This is a genomic window from uncultured Aquimarina sp. (assembly GCF_947492965.1).
GTDB lineage: Bacteria > Bacteroidota > Bacteroidia > Flavobacteriales > Flavobacteriaceae > Aquimarina.
Window position 1 is genome coordinate 1 of record NZ_CANLOZ010000001.1, and the last position, 23,380, is coordinate 23,380.

The window sequence follows — 23,380 nt, forward strand, 5'->3', positions numbered from 1 at the left end:
CCTTGTCATAGGTTACTTTTGTTTCCTTTCTCTTTCATAAATATCTAAAAAACAAATCTAAAGGAGCTTGTCGAAGTGAAATTGAAAACTAAGTTTTTATAGGTCTGCGACAAGCTCAGACTGACAACAAGAATACTTAATTTAATAACATTACCCTTGGTTTGGCAATGAAAAAAAGAAAAACAGTTTTAAAGAATAATCGTTTATTAATGCATAAACACACGTTTCTAAAAACTCATTCTAAATGTAACATTAGGCGTAATGCCCAAAGACTGTTGGCGTATGATATCTAACTCTGCATCGCCATCTGCATTTTCATCTAATTGGTAATTGATCGCAATAGGTACTTGTCTGTTATAAAGATTTAATACTGAGATTCCAATCTGTCCTTTCCAATCTTTATTTTTTATAATATCAAAATGATAGGTCAGTGAAGCATCCAATCGATGATAATTTGGTAAATTTAATGCATTGGGAGTGCCAAATTCGATTTCTTCATCTACCAGATCAGCATCGGTAAAAGGAGCGCCAGACCTCCATAGCCAACCCAAAGAAAACTCCCAATCATCTATTTCTAAGGTATTCGAAATCCTAAAATTATGGGTGATATCATTATTGCCAGGAAAAGAAGCTTCCTGAAATTCTGGAAATGTATATTCGATGTTGTTAAACGTATATCCAATCCAGGTTCTAAAATTTTTAAATCTTCTTTTTACTAAAACATCGACACCTACCACATCACTTTTTCCAGTAGATAAATCATTATTAATATTGTTAAATCCATTGGTAAGAGAGGTGAGACCATCAATATTTTTATAATAACCATCGATTTCGACGTTCCAATTGTTTTTAGAGAATAAGAACCCTCCAGAGAATTGTAAACTTTCTAAAACAGGTATTTCATCATTATCAGAATGAATCCATAGGTTATTTTCTAATCGTAGTTGGGTATCTTCAAACTCTACTAATTGGCTGATAGGTTGATATCGCAGTTCTCCAGTAGCTTTGATGCGTAAAGAATTCGTGATCGGATATTCTATATTAATACGCGGTTCTACATAGAATTGATCCACCACCGAATAATGCGAAGCACGAAATCCAAGGTTCACAGAACCTTTATGATCAGTAGTATATTTATAATTGCTGTAGAGCGTGTTCGCGCTATTTTTTATAAGGTCTGTTTCATTAATAGGAGTTTCAAAGGTTCCTTCTCTGGTGACCGTATAAGACACTTCGTTATTAGAAAACTGATATCCCAATGCTAGCAAGTGTCTGTTGTTAAATTTGTATTGCAGATCCACATCAAAACCGATATCTCCTACCGTATTTTTTCGGATGGATTGTTCTTCGATAACCGTTTCTTGGGTTTCTGTAAAGTTATAATCAGAATCATACTTAGAATAATACCCTTGGATATTCGCCTCAATGTTTTTAAAACTGGTATGGATCCAAGAAAAACTGACGCCTTCATTTTGGATCGTAAGATTATCACGCAGTTGATCTTCTTCATTATTGATCTCAAAAGCGAGATCGTTTTTGGTATAAATTCCACTTACGCTAAGGTTATTATGCTCGGTTATATCTGCAATGAGCTTTACACTAGTATCATAGAAAAAGAAATTGTTGTCCGAAACTTCTTCCTCGATTTCATCTTCTTCTTCTGCATCAATGGGATTTAAAGCTTCGGTGATTTTCGTATTCTGAAACACTTTCTGGAAATAAGCGGAATAGGTAGGTGTTTCGAGATAATCGGTATACGCTCTTCTTCCAGAAACAATGACTCCTATTTTTTTTCCGATAGGAGCTTTTAGAAATAGATCTGCATGCGTACCATTAATACCAAGACCGCCTTCTAGCTTTTCAGGAATTTTGTGATCACTAGAAATGTCGATTACACCAGAAACTCTGTCTCCATATTTAGGATCAGCGCCACCTTTAAATATTTTTGCATCTGATACCACATAGGGATTAAAAGCAGAAATTAACCCAAACAAATGTCCGGTATTATACATTTTTATATGATCCCAAAGGATTAAATTTTGATCAGGAGAACCTCCTCTAATCTGAATTCCGGTAGCAGTTTCATCCGGACTGTTGATGCCAGGAATGGATTGTATACTCTGAAAAACATCGGGCTCGATTTGTCCGGGTAAGATTCCCAACTCCTCATTGGTGATGATAAGGGATCCATCGATATTTTTTCCCAGTCCTTTGGTAATGTACTCTATGATAAGTACCTCGTCTAATGTGGTACTTTCTTTGATCAACTGAATGCGTTGGCAATCTGATTTTTTAAAAGCAGTGACAGGAATGGCTTTTTCGCTATATCCCACATACTGAATGGAGATGGTAGCGGTTTTATTAATTTTTTCGAATATGAAAAAACCATTTTCATCGGAGATCACACCTTCATTAGATTCGTTTATCACAATGGTGGCATAGGATAAAGGACTGTTGGTTTCACCATCATATAGATATCCACAAATGGTTGTTTTGGTATCTGGCGTACTCACCGTAATTTGTCTTTCCGAAATCTTATTATACGAAAGTTTCGTTAGGGATTGTAGCGTAATCAGTATCTCATCAATAGGAGTATCATTGATCCTAATAGAAACGGATTTGCCTTGTATAATATCGTTGCTGTAAGAGAAAATCAGTCCGTAAGATTCAGAAATATCGGTAAGTACTTCTTGCAATGGAGCATTTTTATACTCCTTTACAATTTGCGCTTGTGCTGAGTAGGTTACTAGTAAAAGGAATACAATAGTTTTCTTCACGCTTGTTGTGTTAAATAACAGTGGGAGTTTTTATTTATTAGACAGTTTTACCTCTTTTCCGTTTACGATATATTCAATATTCATAGGAACCAGTACAGATTCTAAAGCAAGGTTAACATCGTTATGTACAAAGCCTCCAGAAAACAATTTATGTTCATCTATAGAGGTTCTCACAAAAGTTACATTGTATTGTCGTTCTAGCTCGTCTAACACTTCTTTTAGTGGAATACTCTTAAATAAACTTTCTCCTTGTTTCCATAGTGGTTGGGTCTCCGAAATTTTTACTTTATTTAGGGTGTTATCCTTTAAAAGAACAGACTCTCCTTGCGTAATGATTTCTTGTACATCTGCAATGGTTTGTACCTTTACTTTTCCTTCATAGCAGGCCACTTCAAAAATGTGATCTCTAGACTTTACATTAAAAATAGTTCCTAATACTTCGACTTCTCCAGCGGTAGTTGCTACCGTAAAGGTTTCTCCTTTTTTTACAGTAAACAATCCTTCACCTTTTAAATCTATTTCTCGGTTTTGAGACCAAAAGAAACGATTGTACGATAGCGATGATCCCGCATTTAGATCTGCTTTGCTACCATCTGGGAATGTGATGGCAAGTTGTTCTCCATTGGCTGCTTCATGGGTAACTTTATTAAAAAACAATCCTATCACCAGCAGTATAGATGCTGCAGCAGAAATGGTGTAAAGAATAGGTTTTAATGGAATAACCTTCTTCTTTTTTTGGTGTTGTAATTTTTCTAAGGTTACCGAAAGAGAGGTTTCTTCATCAAAAGGAGGCGCATGAAAATACTCCAGCCCTTTTACAATTTTCTCATAATCTTCAAGCTCTTCAGATGTAGAAAATTGTGCTAGCTCATCATTGGTTAAATCATTGTTTAACCATTTTGCTAAATATGGATCTTTATCCTCTTCCATGTAGTGTAGTTATGTTTCGAATACTCAGATGTTTTACTATATCATTCAGGTTTAATATCCGTATAACCGGCGTTTTGCAAAATACCCTACCTTGCTTAAATATTTTTTATAATCTTTCTTAGTTTTTTAAGGGCATTATGCATTCTTTTTTCTACTGATTTCACCGAAATACCTAGCATTTCGGCGATTTCGTTATATGTTTTTTTATCGATTCTATTAAGTAAAAATACTTCGCGTTGTGCTTCAGAAAGATCACCAATGGCATTTTGAAGCTTTATCATAAACTCCTTTTCTTCTAGAATAAAATCAGGAGATTCATGGTTTCTGTCGCGATGTGAAAGTTTGGAGTAGGCTAATCTTACTTTTTGATGTTCTACCTGATTTAAAAATAAATTGGTGGATACCTTATATAAAAAAGCTCTGGCTTTTTCCAGGATTACCTTTTTACAATTATTCCATAAACGAATAAAAGATTCTTGCATGATATCTTCTGCCTGGTCAGGATCTCCACATTTATAATAGATATGATTTCTGATGGTTCTGGAGTGCGTTTTGAACAATTCGTTAAACACGTCTTGTTCACAAACAGATTTGGAGGATACACTCATATGTGAATTTTTTTCGGTCCAGGGTAGGGTATTTTTTTTCTGCCCGGTTATACAGCCAAAAATAACTTATTATGAATTCCAAAACAAATCTTAGAACTGTGGTACTCCTAATTACAGTTATCGCCTTAACCTCTATTGCTTTTAAATTAAAACCCATCATATCTAGCTATGATGATTTTAATCCAGACAAAGTTTATAAAGTAAATTACAATTATTTTTTTAAGTCTGGAAATAAAAACACCTATGTAAAAGCATTTGTTCCGAAGAATAATTCGAGACAAAGAATTTCGGTAGGAAGCATCTATTTAGATAGTACGCTACACTTTAGTAAAAAGGAAGAACAGCATGAAAATCTAAGAGCTGTTTGGAGTACTGATAGTAAGGATTCATACCATAATGTGAATTATGAATTTATTTTTGAAGGAAAGGATAAAAGCTATATCATTCCCAAGAATTTTCTGAAAACTGCTGGTGGATATGAGTTGTTTTTACAACCTACAGAAAATATTCAATCGGATCATGATATGATCACTGATTTAGCAAAACAACTGGTACAAAATGCTAGTACTGATAAGGAAATAGTTAGTACTGTTTTTGAATATGTTTCTAGCATTCCTTCAGCACCAATTATTACCCTTACGGATGCGCTTACTACGATTAAACAGAATAGAGCTTCCTGTAATGGAAAAAGTAGGTTATTTGTTGCCTTATTACGGAATTTAGGATATCCAGCTCGAATTAAAGGAGGAATTATAGCTGAGAATACAACAAAAAGAACATCCCACGTATGGGCAGAAGTACTTATCAATGAAAATTGGATTCCATTTGATACGCTCAACAATCATTTCGCATATCTACCCTCTAATTATTTAGAAATATATCAGGGAGATGAGTTTTTAATCACACATACATCTGGAATTCAGTTTGATTATACCTATCAGATCGAAGAAATGAATCATATCGCTTTTTTGAAGATGAACTCTGAAGAAATTTCAAAGCTGTCTGGTATTTCTCTTTGGAGTATGGTTGAATCCGGAATTATCTCGAAATCTTCCTTACATCTATTATTACTATTGCCATTAGGAGGATTACTAGTGGCATTTTTAAGAAATGTTGTGGGAATAAAAACCTTTGGGATTTTTCTTCCTGTTTTAATTGCATTTTCTTTATTGCATACCGGTTTTTTTACAGGAATTATCCTGTTTGTTGGATTGATTCTATTGGTTGGTTTGATCTCGTATCCATTTGATAATATTGGACTATTGTACACACCAAAATTAGTAGTCTCGCTCACCATTATGGTGGGTTTAATGATTATTGCTACTAATATTGGGTTAACTTTTGATATCAGTTGGTTAACTACATTAACATTTTTTCCAACGATCATTTTAACCATAGCAGCCGAACGGTTTTCTAGAGCTACGGTCGAAGATGGCTATAAAATTGCAATTGATAAGCTTTTCCAAACGATCTTGGCTACAACACTATGCTATGGATTATTATCCTGGAAAGTACTGCCTTCTATCCTTATCATTTTTCCAGAAATTATTCTACTCATTATCTCATCAGCAATGCTTCTAGGAAGATACATAGGAATTCGATGGACAGAACTATACAGATTCAAACCGGTACTACAATAGGTGCTTTTACCCTATAACGAACATGCCTTATAACTATGTGCCATCAATAAACAAAAGACTATGCTTTCAACATTTTTAAAAATAAAACCATCCAAAAAAAATGAAGTGGTGGGTTTAAACGAAAGGAATATAAAATTCATCTATCCCAATAATAAGAAAAAGGATTATCCCTTGGCGGATGATAAAGTTCGAACCAAAGAAATTCTACATCAACATCAGATTCCTTGTGCTAAAACATATGCAGTCGTAGCGTATAATAATGATATCAAAAAAGCCTGGGAAGTATGCAAACAATATGATGCGATGGCGATTAAACCTGCAAATGGATGCGGTGGTGGAGGGATCAAAATCATTAAAAAAGATCGTAATGGGAATTGGATCAGTAGCGGAAAAGTAATTACAGAACGACAAATATTTCAGCATATGGCTGCGATTATTATGGGATTCTTTTCTCTAGGTTCTCATGATAGGGTTTTGATTGAAGAATGCATAGAACCACATCCCTTTTTCCATAAAATTTATCCGGCGGGAGTTCCTGATTTTAGAATCATCACACTCCATCAAAACCCTGTGATGGGAATGCTAAGAATGCCAACCGATAGATCCGACGGGAAAGCAAATCTTCATCAGAATGGAGTAGGGATTGGAGTAGATTTAACTGCGGGAACATTAACGGAAGTATATGACGGCAAAAATTACTTTGATCATCATCCCGATAGTGGATTTGTGATACAAAATATGCCTATTCCATATTGGGAAGAGATTCTGAAAATATCGATTGATACGGCAAGAGCTTTTCCTCTAAACTATCTAGGGATTGATATCGTAATAGACAAAAACAAAGGTCCTCAGATTATGGAGATCAATGTGCGTCCGGGATTGGGGATTCAATTGGTGAATAAACAAGGATTAAAAAAAGCAATCAAAGAACAAATAAAAAATTATTAAAAAGGAGAAGAAATTTATGAATACAATAAAGATTTGGATGACCGTTTTGTTGGGGTTTATATATATGCAATCATTTAGTCAGGTTAAAAATACGTTCAATATAGGTACTGAAGGTGGCTATGAATACAATTATTTCAGAAGTCCAAAAGAGATACGCACTGATGAAGGAATTTTAAATGAAAGTGATTTAATATCAAGTAGTTTTTATCAGGATATCGAAGTGAACTACAAATTTAGATATCGATGGAAAAACAATCGATTTAGAATTTCGGCAAATCCATTCGCTAGGATTTTTTATGAAAACAGCGATGATAGCTATTGGAGCCTTAATACCGTAGCAAAATATGATTATAAGTTTAATAGAAAAACCGCTCTTATTGCCGAAGCTAGATTGATGAGAATGAATCGAGAAGGACTTGGAGGAGATCAAGATGTGCTTATTAATCCACTAGGATATACCAATTACGGAGGAACATTGGGAGTAGAGTTTGTTCCGATCACAAACAATGAGAGTTCTATAGAAGGATTTTACAATTTCAGAAATTTTGATGCATTTGGAGTCAGAGATTTACAATATAGTGAGTTTGGTGTGCAACTAGCTTCCGTGCAAACGTTCAAAATAGGTCGGTTGAAACATAAATTAGGGCTTAATGTATATGCCAAAAAAAGACTGTATGATACGTTTAATGCAAGTGATGTAGAACCCGATGGAGAAAGAGATTGGGATTATGTGAAAGGTACCTTGTCTTATGGATTACCAATTAATAAGCACCTACAAGTTAAGCCTAGTTTTGTGTATTATATGCGTATCGATAATTCTACGAATCGCTCTGGATTTAATCAATTTGGTCCAGGAATCGCATTAAGGTATAAGAAGAAGAATACTAAGGTGCGTAGCTCTTTTTCATTTATAACTCGAGATTACACAGATATTGAGGCTAGAAATACGGAAGGAACAATTGGAGAAAATTTAAAGTATGAGTATGCTAACTTTCAATTAAATGCATCTCAAAAAATAGGTGGTGGTTTTTCTATCACGACTACGTTGTTTTCTAGAATTAGAAGTACAAATTATACCGATATAGACGCCAGGTCATTTAGGAATTATAGAAATCAATATGCTGGTATAGGCATATTGTGGGAGTTTTAAGATTTCTCCCGAATTGATGGTTGGTTTTTTAGTTAAGCGTTACTTTTGTAGCGCTTAATTTTTTATATATAACAAGCAAAATATTTGAGTATGGCTAGAGACGAGAAGCTTAAAGAACGATGGGAGATACTAGTACAAAAATTATCTGCTCAATTTGGTGATGGTGAAGAACTAGATTTGGATGCAATCATATATTTAATAGGTGTTCAGGAATTAGGTCAGGTGCATCGCAAGTTTAAGAAAGATGAAAAATTGGATCTCATGCATATTGCTATCTGTAGATTACTAGAACCCTATGGATATTATGAATTTGATTATTTTGATGATGATGGCTGGCCTCATTATATCGTTAAAGAACAACTACCAAACCTGAAAGCGGGAGAACAATCTGTTTTAATGAAAGAAGCTATTGTAAATTATTTTTTGGCTAGTGAGTATATTTTTTAAAAAATGACGCAACCAATCGAATAACTTGTCATCTTAAGAAGATAATAATTAAAAAAACAATCTAAATGAAAAAACTTATTGTATTATTTGTAGCGACTCTTTCTTTATGTATTACCTCTTGTGGAAGTGATGATGATGGTGTAAGTCAGGATGCATTAATTGGTTCTTGGCAATTTTCTCAAGAATTTGAAAATGGAGAATTGATTACTTCAGATCCTTGTGATCTTCAGGATGTGTTAACTTTTAATGCTGATGGAACGTTTACGGGAAGATCTTTTGAGGATGATGGAACAGGAACTTGTGTAGAGTTAGAAGGAATTACAGGTACTTGGGAAAATGGTGGAAACAATGTATATAGTTTTACCAGCGATGGGGAAACTGATACAGAAACTATTACTTTCTCTGCAAACACTTTTTCTATTGAGTACTCGGAAACTTTCGAAGGTACAACTACAGTATACAGAGAAGTGTATACAAGAATCTAAATTATAGACAAGATAAACCAAAAAAGGGAACCTACTTGGTTCCCTTTTTTATTGATATTTATTTAGTAATTATCTACTCATGGCATACCAGCAAGCCGAAGGAAGATTACTAATTAAGTCTTTTAATCCTTTCATATCAATAATCAGAATTCCAAAAAATAACTTTTTCATATCCGGCAATTTTTAATTAAACATTATACCATAGCTAACTTTTAGCTATGCACCAATACATTACATTTATTCAGTTAGGTAAAGTTGTTTGGGAAGATTGTATTAAAAGATATACTATCTATTTTAATACACCTAAATATAACAAATTATTGAAGTATTTTCAAGAGTTTTAACGAGCTTTAACGATCTTTTTTACAGTCTTTTATGCTTTTTATAGTTGTAATCAGTTTTTAAGAGTATAAATATCTTAGGCAGAACTGATTTTTGTACAAAAAGTGTCATTCGTTCGGCCATCTTATCTAGTAAAAGACAATATTCTTCTTTGCATTTTTTAGTTGTATGATAGTGCATGACAACACAAAATACTTTCGGAAGAGTGATTTTTCTTAAAAATGAACATTTTATTGGCTAAATCATGCATTTTTTAGATCACATGTATGATTTTATGTATTACAAATGTTAAATTTGCCCTCTCTAATAAGCACAAGATCATGATCGACAAGATTAAAGAGTATATATCGGAAGTTGAAGATTTTTCAGCAAAAACCAAAGAAGAAGTAGAGGCATTCAGAATAAAGTTTTCTGGTAAAAAAGGATTGGTAAATGATTTTTTTGCAGAATTCAGAAATATAGCGAACGATCAGAAAAAAGAATTTGGTCAAGCTATCAATGCGCTTAAGGTTGCAGCTGAAGAGAAAGTGAGAGCGCTGAAAGACGAATTAGAATCTAAAGAAGAGGAAAAAGGAGCTTATGGAGATCTAACAAGACCATCAGAGCCAATAGCTCTTGGTTCTAGGCATCCGATATCATTGGTAAAGAATCAGATTATAGATATATTTTCTCGTATTGGTTTTAATGTAAGTGAAGGTCCTGAGATTGAAGATGATTGGCATAATTTTACTGCACTTAATTTACCAGAATATCATCCAGCACGTGATATGCAGGATACATTCTTTATACAAACCGATCCTGATATCTTATTGCGTACCCATACGTCTTCCGTGCAGGTGAGATATATGGAAGAGAATAAACCACCGATCAGAACGATTTCTCCAGGACGAGTATATCGAAATGAAGCGATCTCAGCAAGATCACATTGTTTTTTCCATCAGGTAGAAGGATTGTATATAGATAAAGACGTTTCTTTTGCAGATCTGAAGCAAACGTTACAATATTTTACTACCGAAATGTTTGGTAAATCCAAGATCAGACTGCGTCCATCTTATTTCCCGTTTACAGAACCAAGTGCAGAGGTGGATGTGTATTGGGGACTAGAGACCGAAACGGATTATAAAATGACCAAAGGAACGGGATGGTTAGAGATCATGGGTTGTGGTATGGTAGATCCTAATGTCTTAAAAAACTGTAACATAGACCCAGAAGAATATAGTGGTTTTGCATTTGGTATGGGAATCGACCGTATTGCATTATTATTATACGGAGTTTCGGATATTCGTATGCTTAGCGAAAATGACGTACGCTTTTTAGAACAGTTTAAATCAGCCTTGTAATTGAGAAAGGACATAGAAATACCTGTTGTAAAAGACGTTCACATTGCTGTGGTAAAAGAATGGAATGAAGAATTCGGTGGATATGATTGGAACTCATATATCATAAATGATCAAGAAACACCTATAGAAATGGTATTTGTGGTAACAAAAGGCTACAATACCGAAAAAAAGACTTCTTTATTACGTCACGGAATAGGTACTGTAGAAGCTAAATCATCTGCTAAAATAGAGATGATCCAAGAAGAGTTGTTTGTAATGAACAATGAGTTTGCAGTTTCGTTCTTTTCGGAAGGTAAATTATATGATAAGAAATACATCTTCAGAAAAAACACCATAAATGAAAATGCTTTTCGTGATCTTCCTGTTATGGAACAACGTGGTGTTTTGGTTTCTTAAATAATTCAGTTAAATAACTTCCTTAAAAACAGTTAAATACCCTGTGTATAGATGTGCGTAAGCATGTACATTTGTTTCATATTTCGTAATTAAAACTTTCACAAATAACTTTATAGTGAATTGAGCATTTATAAAGTTATCAAAATCTTCCCCAGTATCATTGGTATACCAACAGCCAATGGTGGTGGGGATTTTTTAATCTTAAAACCTAAATAATATGAAAAAAGTATTTTTTTTAGCGATAGCAATAACGATTGGGGTATTCTACGCATGCGAAAGAGAAACTGTAGAAGAAAAAACAGAAGTTGAAGCCATTGAAGCTGTAGATGCAACAGAAATTGAAGGCAAAGGATATGGTAGATGTTTCTATTTAATAGAGCCTGGATTGAAGTTTCAAGGGAGATGCTATACTACATTTCCAAGTATCTGTAAAATGTACAAAATTTGTATACCAGATATTATATATGATCCATGTTGGTTCGTACCGTGCTGGATAGATATTTTTGACCCTTGGATTATTTATGAAAAGATAGATCCGAGAGAGTTTATTTCTATCAAGGATAAATTGGAATTGGATATAGATCCAAAAGAAGCCGTAATTCCTTTTGCTTTAAATGAAAGAATTGCTGGATTACAAGTATATAACGAAGAGGGTATACTAAAAGGAGAGACTTTTGTAATTAAAGAAAATCTCGTTTTGGATGCTGAGGTTTCTAAGGAGCTTGGATTACAGGGGAATGTGGTAAAAGCAGGAGAGTATCCTGTTATTATTAACAAAGAGAGTGAAACTTTTAATGTCATTTTGGCTGTAGAAAAAGGTTTCGAAAGATAATATTCATGTAAAATCATCTTAAAGATTGAAATCCACGATGTGGATAAAAAATGTTGGTAAAAATAAAGGCTGGTATGTAATACACATATCAGCCTTTTTATAATATGATTATTCCTTTTATTCTTGTACTTCAAATATAATAGGTAAGGAGTATAAAACACTTACAGGAGCTCCATCTTTAATTCCTGGTTGCATTTTAGGTAACATTTTTATGACACGCGAACCTTCTTCTTCTAAGCTAGGGTGAGGCCCTCTTACTTTTATATCCTCGATATCTCCGCTCTTATTTATTTTAAATCGAGCATATATTCGTAATCGTCCTGTTAAGCCAATGTCGTTACCAAGTTTGGTATTAAACTCATTTGCCACATGCTTACTTATTTCTTGGGAAAAACATTTTTTAGCTTCTGCACCAGATAGATCACTACAATTAGGGTGTATTGGAGCAGCATCTAATTTCATGAAAGGAACACCTTCTACTTCTACTTTTTCAGTGATTATAGGTTTTACTTGAGAAATAGTTTGCATTAAATTCTTGAAAATCTCAATGTTTTCAGGAGTTAATCCGTTTCCGGGCATACTATTTATATCCTGCATCAGTGTAGAAAATAGTTTCTCACTTTCTTCAGTATAAGCACCTTCATTTTCTATCTTATTTAAGAGATACTCTGCTCTTTCAGTAAGGGTTGTTAGAGGAACTTCTTTGTTTTCTATTGCACGCTGATCTTCAGAACAAGAGCTATATACTAACATGGCTGCAATGACTGGAATTAGCAATAAATATTTTAATTGATAGATTTTTTTTGATTTTGACTTTTGTAACATAACTAGTCGACTTTTAATTAGTGAATGATTAAAAAATGTATTGATAAATGATATTTTTTCGGTTTGAAAAACCTGCGATAAAAGGTCTTGGTAGTAAGCTTTTTTATTAGTGATTGAAATAGCTTTGGCATCTGCGATATACTCCTGAAGCATTGCCATTCTGTTTTGATATATATAGATTAATGGATTGAACCAGAATAATATGCGGAGTATTTCGAAAAAGATGAGATCAAAAGAGTGATATTCTTTTACATGAATTTTTTCATGTTCTATCACATTAGTTTTTTTAAGTTGTGATAGATTATTTCCTATATAAATGGTTTTAAAAAAGGAAAAAGCAGCGGTTGTATTAGGCAAGGAAACAAATGTAATATCTTTGGATTTTACTTTGGTTCCTGTCTTTTTTAGCCTTACAATTTTAAATATTTTATAGATAAATAATAATAAACTAGCTGTTATACCTACATACCATATATATCCTAATATGGGTATTAGTGAATAATAATTAAAAGCTTCGGTTTGGGAAGCTATAACTACTTCTGGTAGGTTATAAACTTGCATTGGCGAATTCGTAATCAATACTTCTGGCAATTGAATACTATATGTATCTGGGATGGTATTTCTAATAAAATCGAACCTAAGTAAAGGAAGTAGTAAGCTTAAAACTGGTGTGAGAAGCAAGTAGATTCTATTCCAATTAAAAAAGGTTTCTTTTTTAAGAAATAGGTCATAGGTTAATAAGAAAAGTAATTGAAATGCAATGATTTGTAAAATGTAATGTATCATAATATTATTCTTCTTCCTGATTAATTTCTTTGAGAGCGTCTTCCATTTCGGCAATGCTGATATCATTTTTCTTCATAAAAAATGAAACCATGCTTTTAAAAGATCCCTGAAAATATCCATCGATTAGTTTTGTAATACTTTGATTGCTATATTCAGTTTTCTGGACTATAGGAATATAAATGTGAATTCTTCCTTCTTTTCGGTAGTTTACAAAACCTTTATCTTCTAGAATCCTTACGATGGTTGATACGGTATTATATGCCGGCTTCGGTTCTGGCAACTCTTCAAGAATCTGAACTACACTTCCTTCATGCAAATCCCATAGGATTTTCATGATGTCTTCTTCCGCTTTCGTTAATTGTTTCATTTTTGAATGATTTTTACTTTCAAACTAAGGTCTTAGTTTGAGAATGCTAATATAAACTAAATATTTAGTTTGAACTAATATTTTAGTTTTAAATTTACATTTTAACATGAATTAGGATCGTATTAAAGGTGTTGAGAAGGTAGAAAAGCCTTTAAAAATGGTAGTTTATCGCTTAAAATAAAATATTAAAAACAAATTAAGAATCTTGCGATATAATCACTTGATCCTATTGTAAAATGAGAGTTTTAGAGATATTTTTTCTTATTGTTATAACAGTTTTACCTTTTATGAAACGACCATTACTTCAGGTTGTATCTAAAAAACATACTATTTATTTTCTTTTAGTACTAACCGTATTACACCTTCTAATAGATGGTTGGCGCTGGCAGATGTTTCCTGCTTATGTAATCATGGCTATTCTGATTTGGAGAATTAGTCGTATTGATTTTATGAAGACCGTTAAGCCAACCTTTATTCGCGTTTTTGGATATCTATTACTGGTTTTAGTTCTTATTGTAGGATGGTTTATACCACAAGTACTTCCTGTTTTTTCTTTACCAGAACCAACAGGTATATACCAGGTAGGAAGTAAATGGATACACGTGAAAACAGACCTTGATGAAGTAATTACAAAGGATCCTTTTGATAAAAGAGAACTCATGGTAAAAATGTGGTTTCCCACCGATGATATTTCAAAAGGCGAGAGAGAGCCTTATGTGGATGAGGCTAATCGATTAGGTTTTATCAGAAAGTATAGTATGGGGATTTTACCTTCATGGACTATTAATTACCTAGATAGAGTTAAAACATATGTGTATGAAGGAGTGCCTATTGCCCAACAAAAGTTTCCTGTCCTAATTTTCTCTCCAGGTTATGGCTCTAAATCTACAGGGTATTATGCATTATTATCGGAATTAGCAAGCCATGGATATATCATTGTTAACGTATCTCATACATATGAGAGCTTGGGAACTACTTTTCCAGATGGCACACAGAAGTTTTTTGATTATGAATATCAGTACGAACAAGACGCTTCATCCATGGAACATATCTTGCCCATAAAAGAAGCTTTTAGCAAAGATATTTCCTTTGAGGAGCGTCATAAAATAGTAAGAGAAGCCTCTAAAGACTATTTTGTAACTCATATTGTAGAAAGATGGTCTAAAGATTTAATATCTGTTATAAATCATTTGGAAAAATTGAATAATGATGGATTTTTCAAGGAGCGACTGGATTTAGATAAAATTGGTGCTTTTGGGCATTCTAGAGGTGGTGGAGCTGCAGGACAAACAGCGTTAAAAGACAAAAGAGTAAAAGCTGCTGCTAATATAGATGGGATTCAATGGGGTGAAATGATGGATACGATATTTCAAAAACCTTTTCTTTTCTTATCTGCAGACTGGCCCGAAGATCACGAAAATATAAGTGCTCATGCATATGTAAACAAGAGTACCGATTATTTTTATGAATGTAAGTTGCTGACGTCTGGACATCCAAACTTTATGGATATCCCTCTTATGATCCCTATACAATCGATTGCTGGTACAGGCACTATTAATGCTGAATTAGGTTTAGAAATAACGAATGAGTTGATAGTTGAATTCTTTGATAAACACCTAAAAAAGGATGTTAAAGCAGATCCTTTTAAAATCAGGGAAAAGTATAATTTATTAGAAATGAAAGTTCATAAAGGGAATTCTATCAGATGATATTATATAAAGTTTTTTTAGTTAAAATCATGAATTATATCGTATTGTTCTGATGAACGTTTGGTGTTTTATACGTTTTCCATTTTCTACTTTGTAAACCCTTTTTTCAACCCAATTTTGTTTTTCATCATACTTATATTCATACTCATATGCATCTGGTTTTATAAGTTTCCCCTGTTGATCGTACGATTTTTCTAATTTTATAATGTCTCCGTCCAGACTTAGATAGTCTCTTTTTAATATATTCCCTTCGGGATCCAATAATTTTGTAATTACAGTATTGTTTGGGTAATCATATTCAGCAATCTCAATAAACCCACTAGGTTTAGATTTAGGTCGTTCTATGCTAATTGCGATAGGATCTCCTTTTTCATTATTGTTAATCATAACTTCTCTCATAATGATATTAAAGTTGTTACTTTCAATCATTTTAATAATATTCCCTTTTTGATCATATTGATATTTAGAAGTTTCTGAGCTATATCCAAGCATCTTATTCCAAGTTTCACGTTTTGCGGATAAACTTCTAAGGCCAGTTTCGTCAAAACTTCTGATAAGTTTACTTTTTAAAGAATCTTTATCATTATATCTAATACAAGAAACAATTTTATGATGATCATTTAATGTAGTTATGTCTTTTACTATTTCTGTACCTTCTTCGGTATAAGAAGTGATCAAGGTTGTAATTTCGGATACTTGTTTATCATTTAAAACATCTGCTCCTTTATCATGAAGCAAGGTTTTATAAATATTTTGAGAAAAACCTTGTAAAAAGAGAAATACGAACACTAAACTGCAATTTACTTTCATAACTTTTACCTATTTCTTTAGATCTTTTAAGATAAAAAAATATGCTTATGAAAACAAATATTATGAAAAGCTGGATGTAATGAAAGTTTTGATGAATAATTTTTATTTCCACATGTTTACTTCTATATTATGGTTTATACTAATGGTCAAAGAACTTCACAAGACCACAACGATTAAGAGTTGTAAATGGTCTGGGAAGTTCTTTTTTATTTTTTAACTTAAAACCATATAATCATGAAAAAACGATCATTAGTAATCATTGGGGCAATGTTATTTGCGTTAGTAGCTTGTCAAAAGGAAAATGTAACAGAAGAAACTGGTATTTCGGAAATGAATATAGAACAAAATAGTATCGATCTACAGGAAAAAAGATCTGGTGAGTTTTGTAGATTTACGTTACAGATTGATGCTCGAAGTGTAATTGATCCTATTACAGGAAATCTTGTATGCCGATATAGTGCAGGTAATGTTTGCGCTATTGTAGAATGTATACCCGATCCAGATATTATTTTTGAATTACCTCCAGTTATTTGGGATCCATGTTTAGTAGTTCCGTGTGGCATAGATTTTATTGATCCTTGGATTATCAATGAACGAATCAATCCTAAAGAGTTTAGATCCTTTAAAGAACTCTATGAGCTAAGGATTGATGAAAGCGTAGAAGGTATTCCGTTCGCATTAAATAAAAATGTATTGGGAGTACAGTTTTATGAAACACCAACATCTGGATTACAATATCATGAAATTGCTTATGGAGATCCAACTCCGCAACCAAGTGTATTCTATTTGGAAAACAAAATTGTTTTAGATCCAGTAATGGCGAAAAAAATGGGATTACAAGGAAATGTGATTCTGCCTGGAAAATATCCTGTTATGGTTAACAAGGAAGATAAAACACACAATTTATTAGTAGTAGTAGAAAATGGATTCTAAACATTTAATTGCGTAGTAAAAAATGAAAGCCAGTTCTAGAACAACTGGCTTTCCTATATTTGATGTATGGCACTAATTAGTATCCCACTTTTTCACGTACTCTAGAAAGTACTTTTGCGGCTACTTCTGAAGCTTTTTTTGCTCCAACTGCTAAGGCTTTATCTACTTCTTCAAGATTTTCCATATAGTAGTTGTAGCGTTTACGCTCTTCAGCAAACTTGGTTATTAAAAGTTCGTACAATGCTTGTTTTGCATGTCCATATCCGTAGTTGCCTCCTTCATAATTTGCTCGCATTTCTGATATTTCATCAGGTGATGCAACTAGTTGATACAAGGCAAATACATTACAAGTATCTGGATCTTTAGGTTCTTCTAGAGGAGTACTATCCGTTTGAATAGACATAATATCTTTACGTAATTTTTTGTCTGGTAAAAATAGATTAATAGTATTTCCCTTAGACTTACTCATTTTAGCTCCATCAGTTCCTGGAACGTGCATGGTTTCTGATCTAAACTGAGCTTTAGGTAAAACAAAAATTTCTCCTACTTTGTTGTGTATTCTTTCTGCTACATCACGTGTAAACTCTAAATGTTGTTCTTGATCTTTTCCCACAGGAACAATTTCAGCATCATATAATAAAATGTCCGCTGCCATTAACATAGGATAAGTGAATAACCCAGCATTTACATCTTCTAATCGATCCGCTTTATCTTTAAAAGAATGTGCTAAGGTCAACCTCTTATACGGGAAAAAACAATTAAGGTACCAGGCAAGTTCTGTTACCTGTGGAACATCGCTTTGACGATAAAACACAGTTTTTTCTATATCTAAACCAAAAGCTAACCAGGTTGCAGCAGTAGAGTAGGTATTCTCCCTTAATATGTTAGCGTCTTTAATTTGTGTGAGCGAATGCATATCTGCAATAAATAAGAAAGATTCATTCTCTGGCTGATTTGCCATCTGAATTGCAGGAATGATTGCACCTAGTAAATTTCCTAGATGAGGAGTTCCTGTACTTTGCACTCCTGTTAGAATTCTTGCCATAGTATTTTTTAGTTTCCGGCAAAGGTAATTTTTTTGTTCACATACCTCAAACCAATTATGTATTTTTGAAATTATGATCCTAAGGTATATATTAATACTTCTTTGGCGTATTTGGTTTTATATAATGATGGGAGTTCCTATTATTATATTATTTCCAGTGTTGCTGATATTGACTTCTAGAGAAGAATGGTATGCTAAATTCTTTGTAGTAGCTCGTTTTTGGGCAAAGATAGTATTGTATGGTAGTGGTTTTGTTCCAAAAGTGAAACAGGAGGGAGAAGTCGATCGAAATAGAAGTTATATGTTTGTTGCTAACCATACCTCTATGGCCGACATTATGTTGATGTTATATTGTATAAAGAATCCTTTCGTTTTTGTTGGAAAAAAGGAATTGGCAAAAATTCCAATATTTGGTTTTTTCTATAAAAGAACGTGTATTTTGGTAGATCGAAGTAGCCAAAAGAGTAGAAAAGAGGTTTTTGATAGAGCTCAAGAAAGATTAAAAGGTGGTACCAGTATTTGTATTTTTCCAGAAGGAGGAGTGCCAGATGATGAATCGGTTATGTTGGATGAGTTTAAAGACGGAGCGTTTAGACTTGCGATCGATCATCAAATCCCTATTCTTCCGTTAACTTTTCTGGATAACAAGAAACGATTTTCTTATACTTTTTTTAGTGGAAGTCCAGGTTTGATGAGAGCTTTTGTACATAATGAAATTCCTACCAAAGATTTTACTCAAGATCATAAAAAAGAACTTAAGAGTAAAACGAGAACTGTTATTTTGAATAAACTAAGTTCAAATTCCTTATAGAATATATTGTTTAAAAACAAAAGCTGTTCCTCCCCAGAAACAGCTTTGTCATCATTGCTTCCCTAGAGCAATAATTTAACCTAACCAACTAAATTTACCTAACACATTTTTAGGTATTCTTTCTTTTTCATGATACTAAAACCTAAAACTTACTCCGGTATATACACCAAAATAATAAGGCCTAAAATTTTGAGCGTTATCTCTAAAACCATTAAACTGATATTTAAAGATAGGCTCCATATTGATCTTAAATTGATCTGATAATTTATAATCAAACCCTATGCCAATATTACCACTAAAGCTAACATCATTTACGGTCTGCTCTCTTGATACATTATCATTTCTAAAACTTCCGGCAATCACAGAAACTTCATCACTTTCTAAAAATAAAGTGCTTACTCCTCCTATCATATGAATACCCATTTTAGAATCTGTAAGGGCATATTTCAGTTCTAAAGGAACTTCAATATATCCTATACTGTGATTAAGCAGTCCAGGATTTTGTGAAGTAACCAGAATTTCACTGTTAACATCTCCAGGTGGAGGTGCAAGGGAAACAGAACCATTACGATAATCCGATACTACAATGCTTTGTGTATTGCCAGCTCCGTTGGCATCTCTTCCTAATGCAGCAATTCCAAAACCTACATCTTCGGTGTTATACCCTACATCTACTTTACTTACACCAGATCTTACAATTAATCTTTTATTGATAGCATACGCAACTTGTATTCCGTAACTAAGATTAACTTCTCCTTGTTTTGTATTATCCGAGAATTGCGGATCTATTGAAGAACCGCCAAAAGAATCATAATAAACTGGTGCTACATTAGGAGCAATATTCCATCTTTTTTCTTTTTCAGGATCCGCAGTGGCAACAACTTTTTCTTTGTTTTCCTTTTCTTTAATAGCATCAAAGATTGATTTTTTACCAGTATTATCTGGATTTTCAATTTCTTTTGACTCTCCAGTATCACTAGCAATAGCTTCTTTAATATTATTGTCAATAATGGTAGGATCTACAAAATTAGAATCATTATCAATAATTGACTGCTTTTTACCATCAACGGTTGTACTTTCTTGCGTTGCTATTTTCTGTAGTTCATTCTTGTTAGAAGTAGTTGTTAGGTTTTGCTTTTCTATTTTAGAATTTGTGCTTTTAGATACAGTAGCAATATCAGATGTAAATTTTTCTTCTTGGATAGTAGTGTTATTTCTTATATCGTTACGATTTAGATTATTCGTGTCTTGTTTTTCTTCAGTTACAGATGTAATTGATGTATTGTGTTTATTAGCAGTATGATTAGAAGGGTTTATATTATCAGTAAATGGCTGTGTTTTGTTAGAATCGGATATAGAAGTATCTGTAAGAGCCTCATTATTCGTGCTCATATTCTCTTCTTCACCATCTGTAAAACTAGCTTCCTGATTTACGACACCTTCTTTAGGTTTATTTAACTCGATACTAGGGTTTTTAGGTGTAATTACATTTTCATCCTGAACATTATCATTGGTAACAATTACATTATTTTTATTAGCCGTGTCAGGTAATAAAAAAGAACCTACTGATAAAATAACCGCAACTAAAGCAGCTACTCCAGCAATTCTGTACCAAAAAGGTATTATTAATATACGTTTGCGATCATCATTTTTACGGGCTTTTATTTTTTCCCAGACCGCATCATTAGGAGTAACTTCAAAATCTTTGAATTTCTCCTGAAATAATCTGTCTATATTTTTTTTATCATCCATCTTCATCCTTCAATTGATTGAACACGATGTTCTTGATTACTTTCTATTTTTTCTTTTAAAATATTTCTTGCTCTCGCTAAATTAGACTTAGATGTTCCTACAGAGATCTCTAGCATTTTGGCTATCTCTTTATGAGAATAACCATCTAAAACATATAGATTAAATACCAATCTATATCTATCAGGTAATTGTTGGATGATCTCTAATAAATAGTCTAAAGAAACATTGTCTTCATCTATTTCTACCTCTACATCTTCAATCTGCTCTTCTCCAATAATTTCGAATACTTTTTGTTTTCGATATTTTTGTAAAGCAGTGTTTATGGTTATTCGTTTAACCCATCCTTCAAAAGAGCCTTTTCCGTTATATTGTCCTATCTTATCAAAAATTGTAATAAAAGCGTCTTGCAAGGTATCTTCAGCACTAGAGTAATTATTCGAATATTTTAAACATATTGAAAATAATTTGCTACCGTATAATTTATACAGTTGCTCTTGTGCCTTAGCATCTTGTTTTTTACACTTTTTTATGAGTTGCTCTAAACTCACGAACAATTTTGTTTGAGTTAAAAAGTTTAAACGAAATATTAATCTACAACAGGGACTTCCCTGATTAAAAATTGATTCTCTCCTTGATCATCTCTTCCTTGCCAAAATCTAAAAACATAAGAATCTTCTGAACCTACAATAAAATTAATAGATGCATCGATGAGATCACTTTGTGATAGATCTTCACATTCACGATCATTTACAACAACATTTACTACCGAAACCGTACGTTCATTAGATAATCTGTCATAATCAAAACCACTAAATGAATGACAATCAGAAGGTCTAAAATACGAAACAGTTATTTCATAGGTTTCTCCTCTTGTAAATTGATCCGGAATATCCACTTGCTCTATGGGTACTAACTCATAAGAGAAGTTAATGCCCAAATCATCATCTGTTAAACAGCTAGATAAACAAGCTGTTACAATGATTAGTGCTATTATTTTAATCCTTTTCATACTGCTAACTTTGGGGTTATACATACCAAATTCTATCTAATAGATGATGAGTTAGTACGAAGGTTGCGTTTAAAGTATAAAAAAATAGTAGATTTTACTTATTTAATATTTCAGCAAAAAAATTTGCTTTTGTTTTGGTGTTTTGACAAAAAAAAATCCCGAGTTCTCGGGATTTTCGTATAGAATTTGAAAATTGTTTATTCACTAACAATTTTGATAGCTTCTTTTATCCTCTCCTCTAATTCTTCCATAAGCTCAGGATTATCATTAAGTAATGATTTTACTGAATCTCTTCCCTGCCCAAGTTTTGTGTCCTGATAGCTAAACCAAGATCCGCTCTTCTTTACGATTTCATAATCAACTCCGATATCAATGATCTCGCCAGTTTTAGAAATTCCTGTTCCATACATAATATCAAACTCAGCAGTTCTGAATGGTGGCGCCACTTTGTTTTTTACAACTTTAACACGAGTTTTATTTCCTTGCACTTCGCTATTGCTGTTTTTAATCTGTGTCGATCTTCTGATGTCTAAGCGCACAGATGCATAAAATTTAAGTGCATTACCTCCAGTAGTGGTTTCTGGGTTACCAAACATAACTCCAATCTTCTCACGCAACTGATTAATAAATATTACTGTACAATTAGTTTTACTAATAGAACTGGTTAATTTTCGTAGTGCTTGAGACATTAATCGAGCATGAAGTCCCATTTTAGAATCACCCATTTCTCCTTCGATTTCACTCTTTGGAGTTAAGGCTGCAACGGAGTCAATTACGATAATATCAATTGCTCCTGATCTGATCAGATTGTCAGCAATTTCTAACGCTTGCTCACCATGATCAGGCTGTGAAATAATAAGGTTGTCAATATCTACTCCTAATTTTTCTGCATAGAATCTATCAAAGGCATGCTCTGCATCTATAAAAGCAGCAATTCCGCCATTTTTTTGCGCTTGCGCTATTGCATGTAATGTCAAAGTGGTTTTACCAGAAGATTCTGGCCCAAAAATTTCTATAACTCTTCCTTTAGGATATCCTCCAACTCCAAGTGCTAAATCCAAACCTAGAGATCCCGTAGGAATAACTTCTACTTCCTGAACTGCATCATCGCCCATTTTCATTACAGTTCCCTTACCATAAGCTTTATCTAGCTTGTCTAAAGTTAGTTTTAACGCTTTTAATTTTGCATCTTTTTCTTTTTCAGTACTCATGCGCTGACTCTCTTTTGTAATTGATTTTTGCTAAAATACTACAAGTTTTTTGCATAATACTTTCAAATATTCAACTTAGGCAACTAATTTATTAACAATGATCTGGTTCTTTAACCCGTTTTATGCTGCTTAATTTTTTTTTAATGATGGACGCAACCTTTTTTATATAACGGCATCTACCTAAAAAGCAATACTAGAACAATTGTGCGTAAAGAAGATGTAGATGA

The 23,380-nt window shown here is 33.1% G+C and carries 22 protein-coding genes; 11 read left to right on the forward strand and 11 right to left on the reverse strand.

Going from position 1 to position 23,380, the window contains the following annotated elements; translation table 11 throughout:
- Positions 1-227: 227 nt before the first annotated feature.
- From Q1B37_RS00005 to Q1B37_RS00015, 3 genes are all read right to left on the reverse strand, one after another.
- Positions 228-2,777: a carboxypeptidase-like regulatory domain-containing protein gene (locus Q1B37_RS00005; protein ID WP_299894016.1), complete on the reverse strand. Its 2,550-nt coding sequence runs from the start codon at positions 2,775-2,777 to the stop codon at positions 228-230.
- Between the two features lie 30 nt (positions 2,778-2,807).
- The gene (locus tag Q1B37_RS00010; protein WP_299894019.1) at positions 2,808-3,707 is read right to left on the reverse strand and encodes a FecR family protein; all 900 of its coding nucleotides are present in this window, start codon (positions 3,705-3,707) and stop codon (positions 2,808-2,810) included.
- Positions 3,708-3,802: 95 nt separating this feature from the next.
- Positions 3,803-4,315, reverse strand: a complete 513-nt coding sequence (locus tag Q1B37_RS00015) for an RNA polymerase sigma factor (protein ID WP_299894022.1) — start codon at positions 4,313-4,315, stop codon at positions 3,803-3,805.
- A 71-nt stretch (positions 4,316-4,386) separates the two neighbouring features.
- On the opposite strand from Q1B37_RS00015, the gene Q1B37_RS00020 reads away from it, so the two are divergent.
- The 8 genes from Q1B37_RS00020 to Q1B37_RS00055 all read left to right on the forward strand — a co-directional run bounded on the left by Q1B37_RS00020 (position 4,387) and on the right by Q1B37_RS00055 (position 11,895).
- Complete coding sequence (locus Q1B37_RS00020) at positions 4,387-5,955, forward strand: 7TM domain-containing protein (protein WP_299894025.1); 1,569 nt, start codon at positions 4,387-4,389, stop codon at positions 5,953-5,955.
- A gap of 60 nt (positions 5,956-6,015) precedes the next feature.
- Complete coding sequence (locus tag Q1B37_RS00025; protein ID WP_299894027.1) at positions 6,016-6,903, forward strand: sugar-transfer associated ATP-grasp domain-containing protein; 888 nt, start codon at positions 6,016-6,018, stop codon at positions 6,901-6,903.
- A 16-nt stretch (positions 6,904-6,919) separates the two neighbouring features.
- A complete protein-coding gene (locus tag Q1B37_RS00030) occupies positions 6,920-8,053 on the forward strand; it encodes a hypothetical protein (protein WP_299894030.1) in 1,134 nt (377 codons plus the stop codon).
- A gap of 90 nt (positions 8,054-8,143) precedes the next feature.
- Positions 8,144-8,500 carry a hypothetical protein gene (locus tag Q1B37_RS00035; protein WP_219006421.1) on the forward strand — a complete coding sequence of 119 codons (357 nt, stop codon included), beginning with the start codon at positions 8,144-8,146 and terminating at the stop codon, positions 8,498-8,500.
- A 65-nt stretch (positions 8,501-8,565) separates the two neighbouring features.
- On the forward strand, positions 8,566-8,985 hold the full coding sequence (locus Q1B37_RS00040) for a lipocalin family protein (RefSeq protein WP_299894039.1): 420 nt from the start codon (positions 8,566-8,568) through the stop codon (positions 8,983-8,985).
- A gap of 662 nt (positions 8,986-9,647) precedes the next feature.
- Positions 9,648-10,667, forward strand: a complete 1,020-nt coding sequence (gene pheS / locus Q1B37_RS00045) for a phenylalanine--tRNA ligase subunit alpha (RefSeq protein ID WP_299894042.1) — start codon at positions 9,648-9,650, stop codon at positions 10,665-10,667.
- The gene (locus Q1B37_RS00050; RefSeq protein WP_299610740.1) at positions 10,668-11,063 is read left to right on the forward strand and encodes a hypothetical protein; all 396 of its coding nucleotides are present in this window, start codon (positions 10,668-10,670) and stop codon (positions 11,061-11,063) included. It abuts the gene before it with no gap.
- Between the two features lie 217 nt (positions 11,064-11,280).
- Positions 11,281-11,895 (forward strand): hypothetical protein, encoded by a 615-nt coding sequence (locus tag Q1B37_RS00055; protein WP_299894045.1) that lies wholly within the window; start codon positions 11,281-11,283, stop codon positions 11,893-11,895.
- A gap of 117 nt (positions 11,896-12,012) precedes the next feature.
- On the opposite strand, the gene Q1B37_RS00060 is transcribed toward Q1B37_RS00055, so the two are convergent.
- Both Q1B37_RS00060 and Q1B37_RS00065 read right to left on the reverse strand, forming a co-directional pair.
- The gene (locus Q1B37_RS00060; RefSeq protein WP_299894048.1) at positions 12,013-13,506 is read right to left on the reverse strand and encodes a M56 family metallopeptidase; all 1,494 of its coding nucleotides are present in this window, start codon (positions 13,504-13,506) and stop codon (positions 12,013-12,015) included.
- A gap of 4 nt (positions 13,507-13,510) precedes the next feature.
- Positions 13,511-13,873: a BlaI/MecI/CopY family transcriptional regulator gene (locus Q1B37_RS00065; RefSeq protein WP_299610748.1), complete on the reverse strand. Its 363-nt coding sequence runs from the start codon at positions 13,871-13,873 to the stop codon at positions 13,511-13,513.
- Positions 13,874-14,160: 287 nt separating this feature from the next.
- On the opposite strand from Q1B37_RS00065, the gene Q1B37_RS00070 reads away from it, so the two are divergent.
- Positions 14,161-15,582 (forward strand): hypothetical protein, encoded by a 1,422-nt coding sequence (locus Q1B37_RS00070; protein WP_299894051.1) that lies wholly within the window; start codon positions 14,161-14,163, stop codon positions 15,580-15,582.
- 27 nt (positions 15,583-15,609) lie between these two features.
- Here the strand turns inward: Q1B37_RS00070 and Q1B37_RS00075 are convergent, their stop codons facing one another.
- Positions 15,610-16,392 carry a hypothetical protein gene (locus Q1B37_RS00075; protein ID WP_299894054.1) on the reverse strand — a complete coding sequence of 261 codons (783 nt, stop codon included), beginning with the start codon at positions 16,390-16,392 and terminating at the stop codon, positions 15,610-15,612.
- Positions 16,393-16,626: 234 nt separating this feature from the next.
- Between Q1B37_RS00075 and Q1B37_RS00080 the strand changes: the two genes are divergently transcribed.
- Positions 16,627-17,325: a hypothetical protein gene (locus tag Q1B37_RS00080; protein WP_299894058.1), complete on the forward strand. Its 699-nt coding sequence runs from the start codon at positions 16,627-16,629 to the stop codon at positions 17,323-17,325.
- 76 nt (positions 17,326-17,401) lie between these two features.
- Here Q1B37_RS00080 and trpS read toward each other — a convergent pair whose 3' ends face one another.
- Positions 17,402-18,370, reverse strand: coding sequence for a tryptophan--tRNA ligase (trpS, locus tag Q1B37_RS00085; protein WP_299610756.1), 969 nt, complete (start codon positions 18,368-18,370; stop codon positions 17,402-17,404).
- Positions 18,371-18,443: 73 nt separating this feature from the next.
- Here trpS and Q1B37_RS00090 point away from each other — a divergent pair, with 73 nt between their 5' ends.
- A complete protein-coding gene (locus tag Q1B37_RS00090; RefSeq protein ID WP_299894060.1) occupies positions 18,444-19,181 on the forward strand; it encodes a 1-acyl-sn-glycerol-3-phosphate acyltransferase in 738 nt (245 codons plus the stop codon).
- Positions 19,182-19,316: 135 nt separating this feature from the next.
- Here Q1B37_RS00090 and Q1B37_RS00095 read toward each other — a convergent pair whose 3' ends face one another.
- From Q1B37_RS00095 to recA, 4 genes are all read right to left on the reverse strand, one after another.
- Positions 19,317-20,933, reverse strand: coding sequence for a hypothetical protein (locus Q1B37_RS00095; RefSeq protein ID WP_299894063.1), 1,617 nt, complete (start codon positions 20,931-20,933; stop codon positions 19,317-19,319).
- 2 nt (positions 20,934-20,935) lie between these two features.
- Entirely contained in the window at positions 20,936-21,481 is a 546-nt protein-coding gene (locus Q1B37_RS00100; RefSeq protein ID WP_299610763.1) for an RNA polymerase sigma factor, read from the reverse strand.
- 38 nt (positions 21,482-21,519) lie between these two features.
- Positions 21,520-21,942: a hypothetical protein gene (locus Q1B37_RS00105; RefSeq protein ID WP_299894066.1), complete on the reverse strand. Its 423-nt coding sequence runs from the start codon at positions 21,940-21,942 to the stop codon at positions 21,520-21,522.
- 197 nt (positions 21,943-22,139) lie between these two features.
- The gene (recA, locus tag Q1B37_RS00110) at positions 22,140-23,153 is read right to left on the reverse strand and encodes a recombinase RecA (RefSeq protein ID WP_299894068.1); all 1,014 of its coding nucleotides are present in this window, start codon (positions 23,151-23,153) and stop codon (positions 22,140-22,142) included.
- Between the last annotated feature and the right edge of the window lie 227 nt (positions 23,154-23,380).

Bases quoted from the DNA above. Each gene is read 5' to 3' on its own strand.
- Q1B37_RS00040 (WP_299894039.1), top strand. From the start codon at position 8,566: ATGAAAAAACTTATTGTATTATTTGTAGCGACTCTTTCTTTATGTATT.
- Q1B37_RS00105 (WP_299894066.1), bottom strand. From the start codon at position 21,942: ATGAAAAGGATTAAAATAATAGCACTAATCATTGTAACAGCTTGTTTA.
- Q1B37_RS00030 (WP_299894030.1), top strand. From the start codon at position 6,920: ATGAATACAATAAAGATTTGGATGACCGTTTTGTTGGGGTTTATATAT.
- Q1B37_RS00035 (WP_219006421.1), top strand. From the start codon at position 8,144: ATGGCTAGAGACGAGAAGCTTAAAGAACGATGGGAGATACTAGTACAA.
- trpS (WP_299610756.1), bottom strand. From the start codon at position 18,370: ATGGCAAGAATTCTAACAGGAGTGCAAAGTACAGGAACTCCTCATCTA.
- Q1B37_RS00075 (WP_299894054.1), bottom strand. From the start codon at position 16,392: ATGAAAGTAAATTGCAGTTTAGTGTTCGTATTTCTCTTTTTACAAGGT.
- Q1B37_RS00010 (WP_299894019.1), bottom strand. From the start codon at position 3,707: ATGGAAGAGGATAAAGATCCATATTTAGCAAAATGGTTAAACAATGAT.
- recA (WP_299894068.1), bottom strand. From the start codon at position 23,153: ATGAGTACTGAAAAAGAAAAAGATGCAAAATTAAAAGCGTTAAAACTA.
- Q1B37_RS00070 (WP_299894051.1), top strand. From the start codon at position 14,161: ATGAAACGACCATTACTTCAGGTTGTATCTAAAAAACATACTATTTAT.
- Q1B37_RS00015 (WP_299894022.1), bottom strand. From the start codon at position 4,315: ATGAGTGTATCCTCCAAATCTGTTTGTGAACAAGACGTGTTTAACGAA.
- Q1B37_RS00065 (WP_299610748.1), bottom strand. From the start codon at position 13,873: ATGAAACAATTAACGAAAGCGGAAGAAGACATCATGAAAATCCTATGG.
- Q1B37_RS00055 (WP_299894045.1), top strand. From the start codon at position 11,281: ATGAAAAAAGTATTTTTTTTAGCGATAGCAATAACGATTGGGGTATTC.
- Q1B37_RS00090 (WP_299894060.1), top strand. From the start codon at position 18,444: ATGATCCTAAGGTATATATTAATACTTCTTTGGCGTATTTGGTTTTAT.
- pheS (WP_299894042.1), top strand. From the start codon at position 9,648: ATGATCGACAAGATTAAAGAGTATATATCGGAAGTTGAAGATTTTTCA.
- Q1B37_RS00060 (WP_299894048.1), bottom strand. From the start codon at position 13,506: ATGATACATTACATTTTACAAATCATTGCATTTCAATTACTTTTCTTA.
- Q1B37_RS00080 (WP_299894058.1), top strand. From the start codon at position 16,627: ATGAAAAAACGATCATTAGTAATCATTGGGGCAATGTTATTTGCGTTA.
- Q1B37_RS00020 (WP_299894025.1), top strand. From the start codon at position 4,387: ATGAATTCCAAAACAAATCTTAGAACTGTGGTACTCCTAATTACAGTT.
- Q1B37_RS00095 (WP_299894063.1), bottom strand. From the start codon at position 20,933: ATGGATGATAAAAAAAATATAGACAGATTATTTCAGGAGAAATTCAAA.
- Q1B37_RS00025 (WP_299894027.1), top strand. From the start codon at position 6,016: ATGCTTTCAACATTTTTAAAAATAAAACCATCCAAAAAAAATGAAGTG.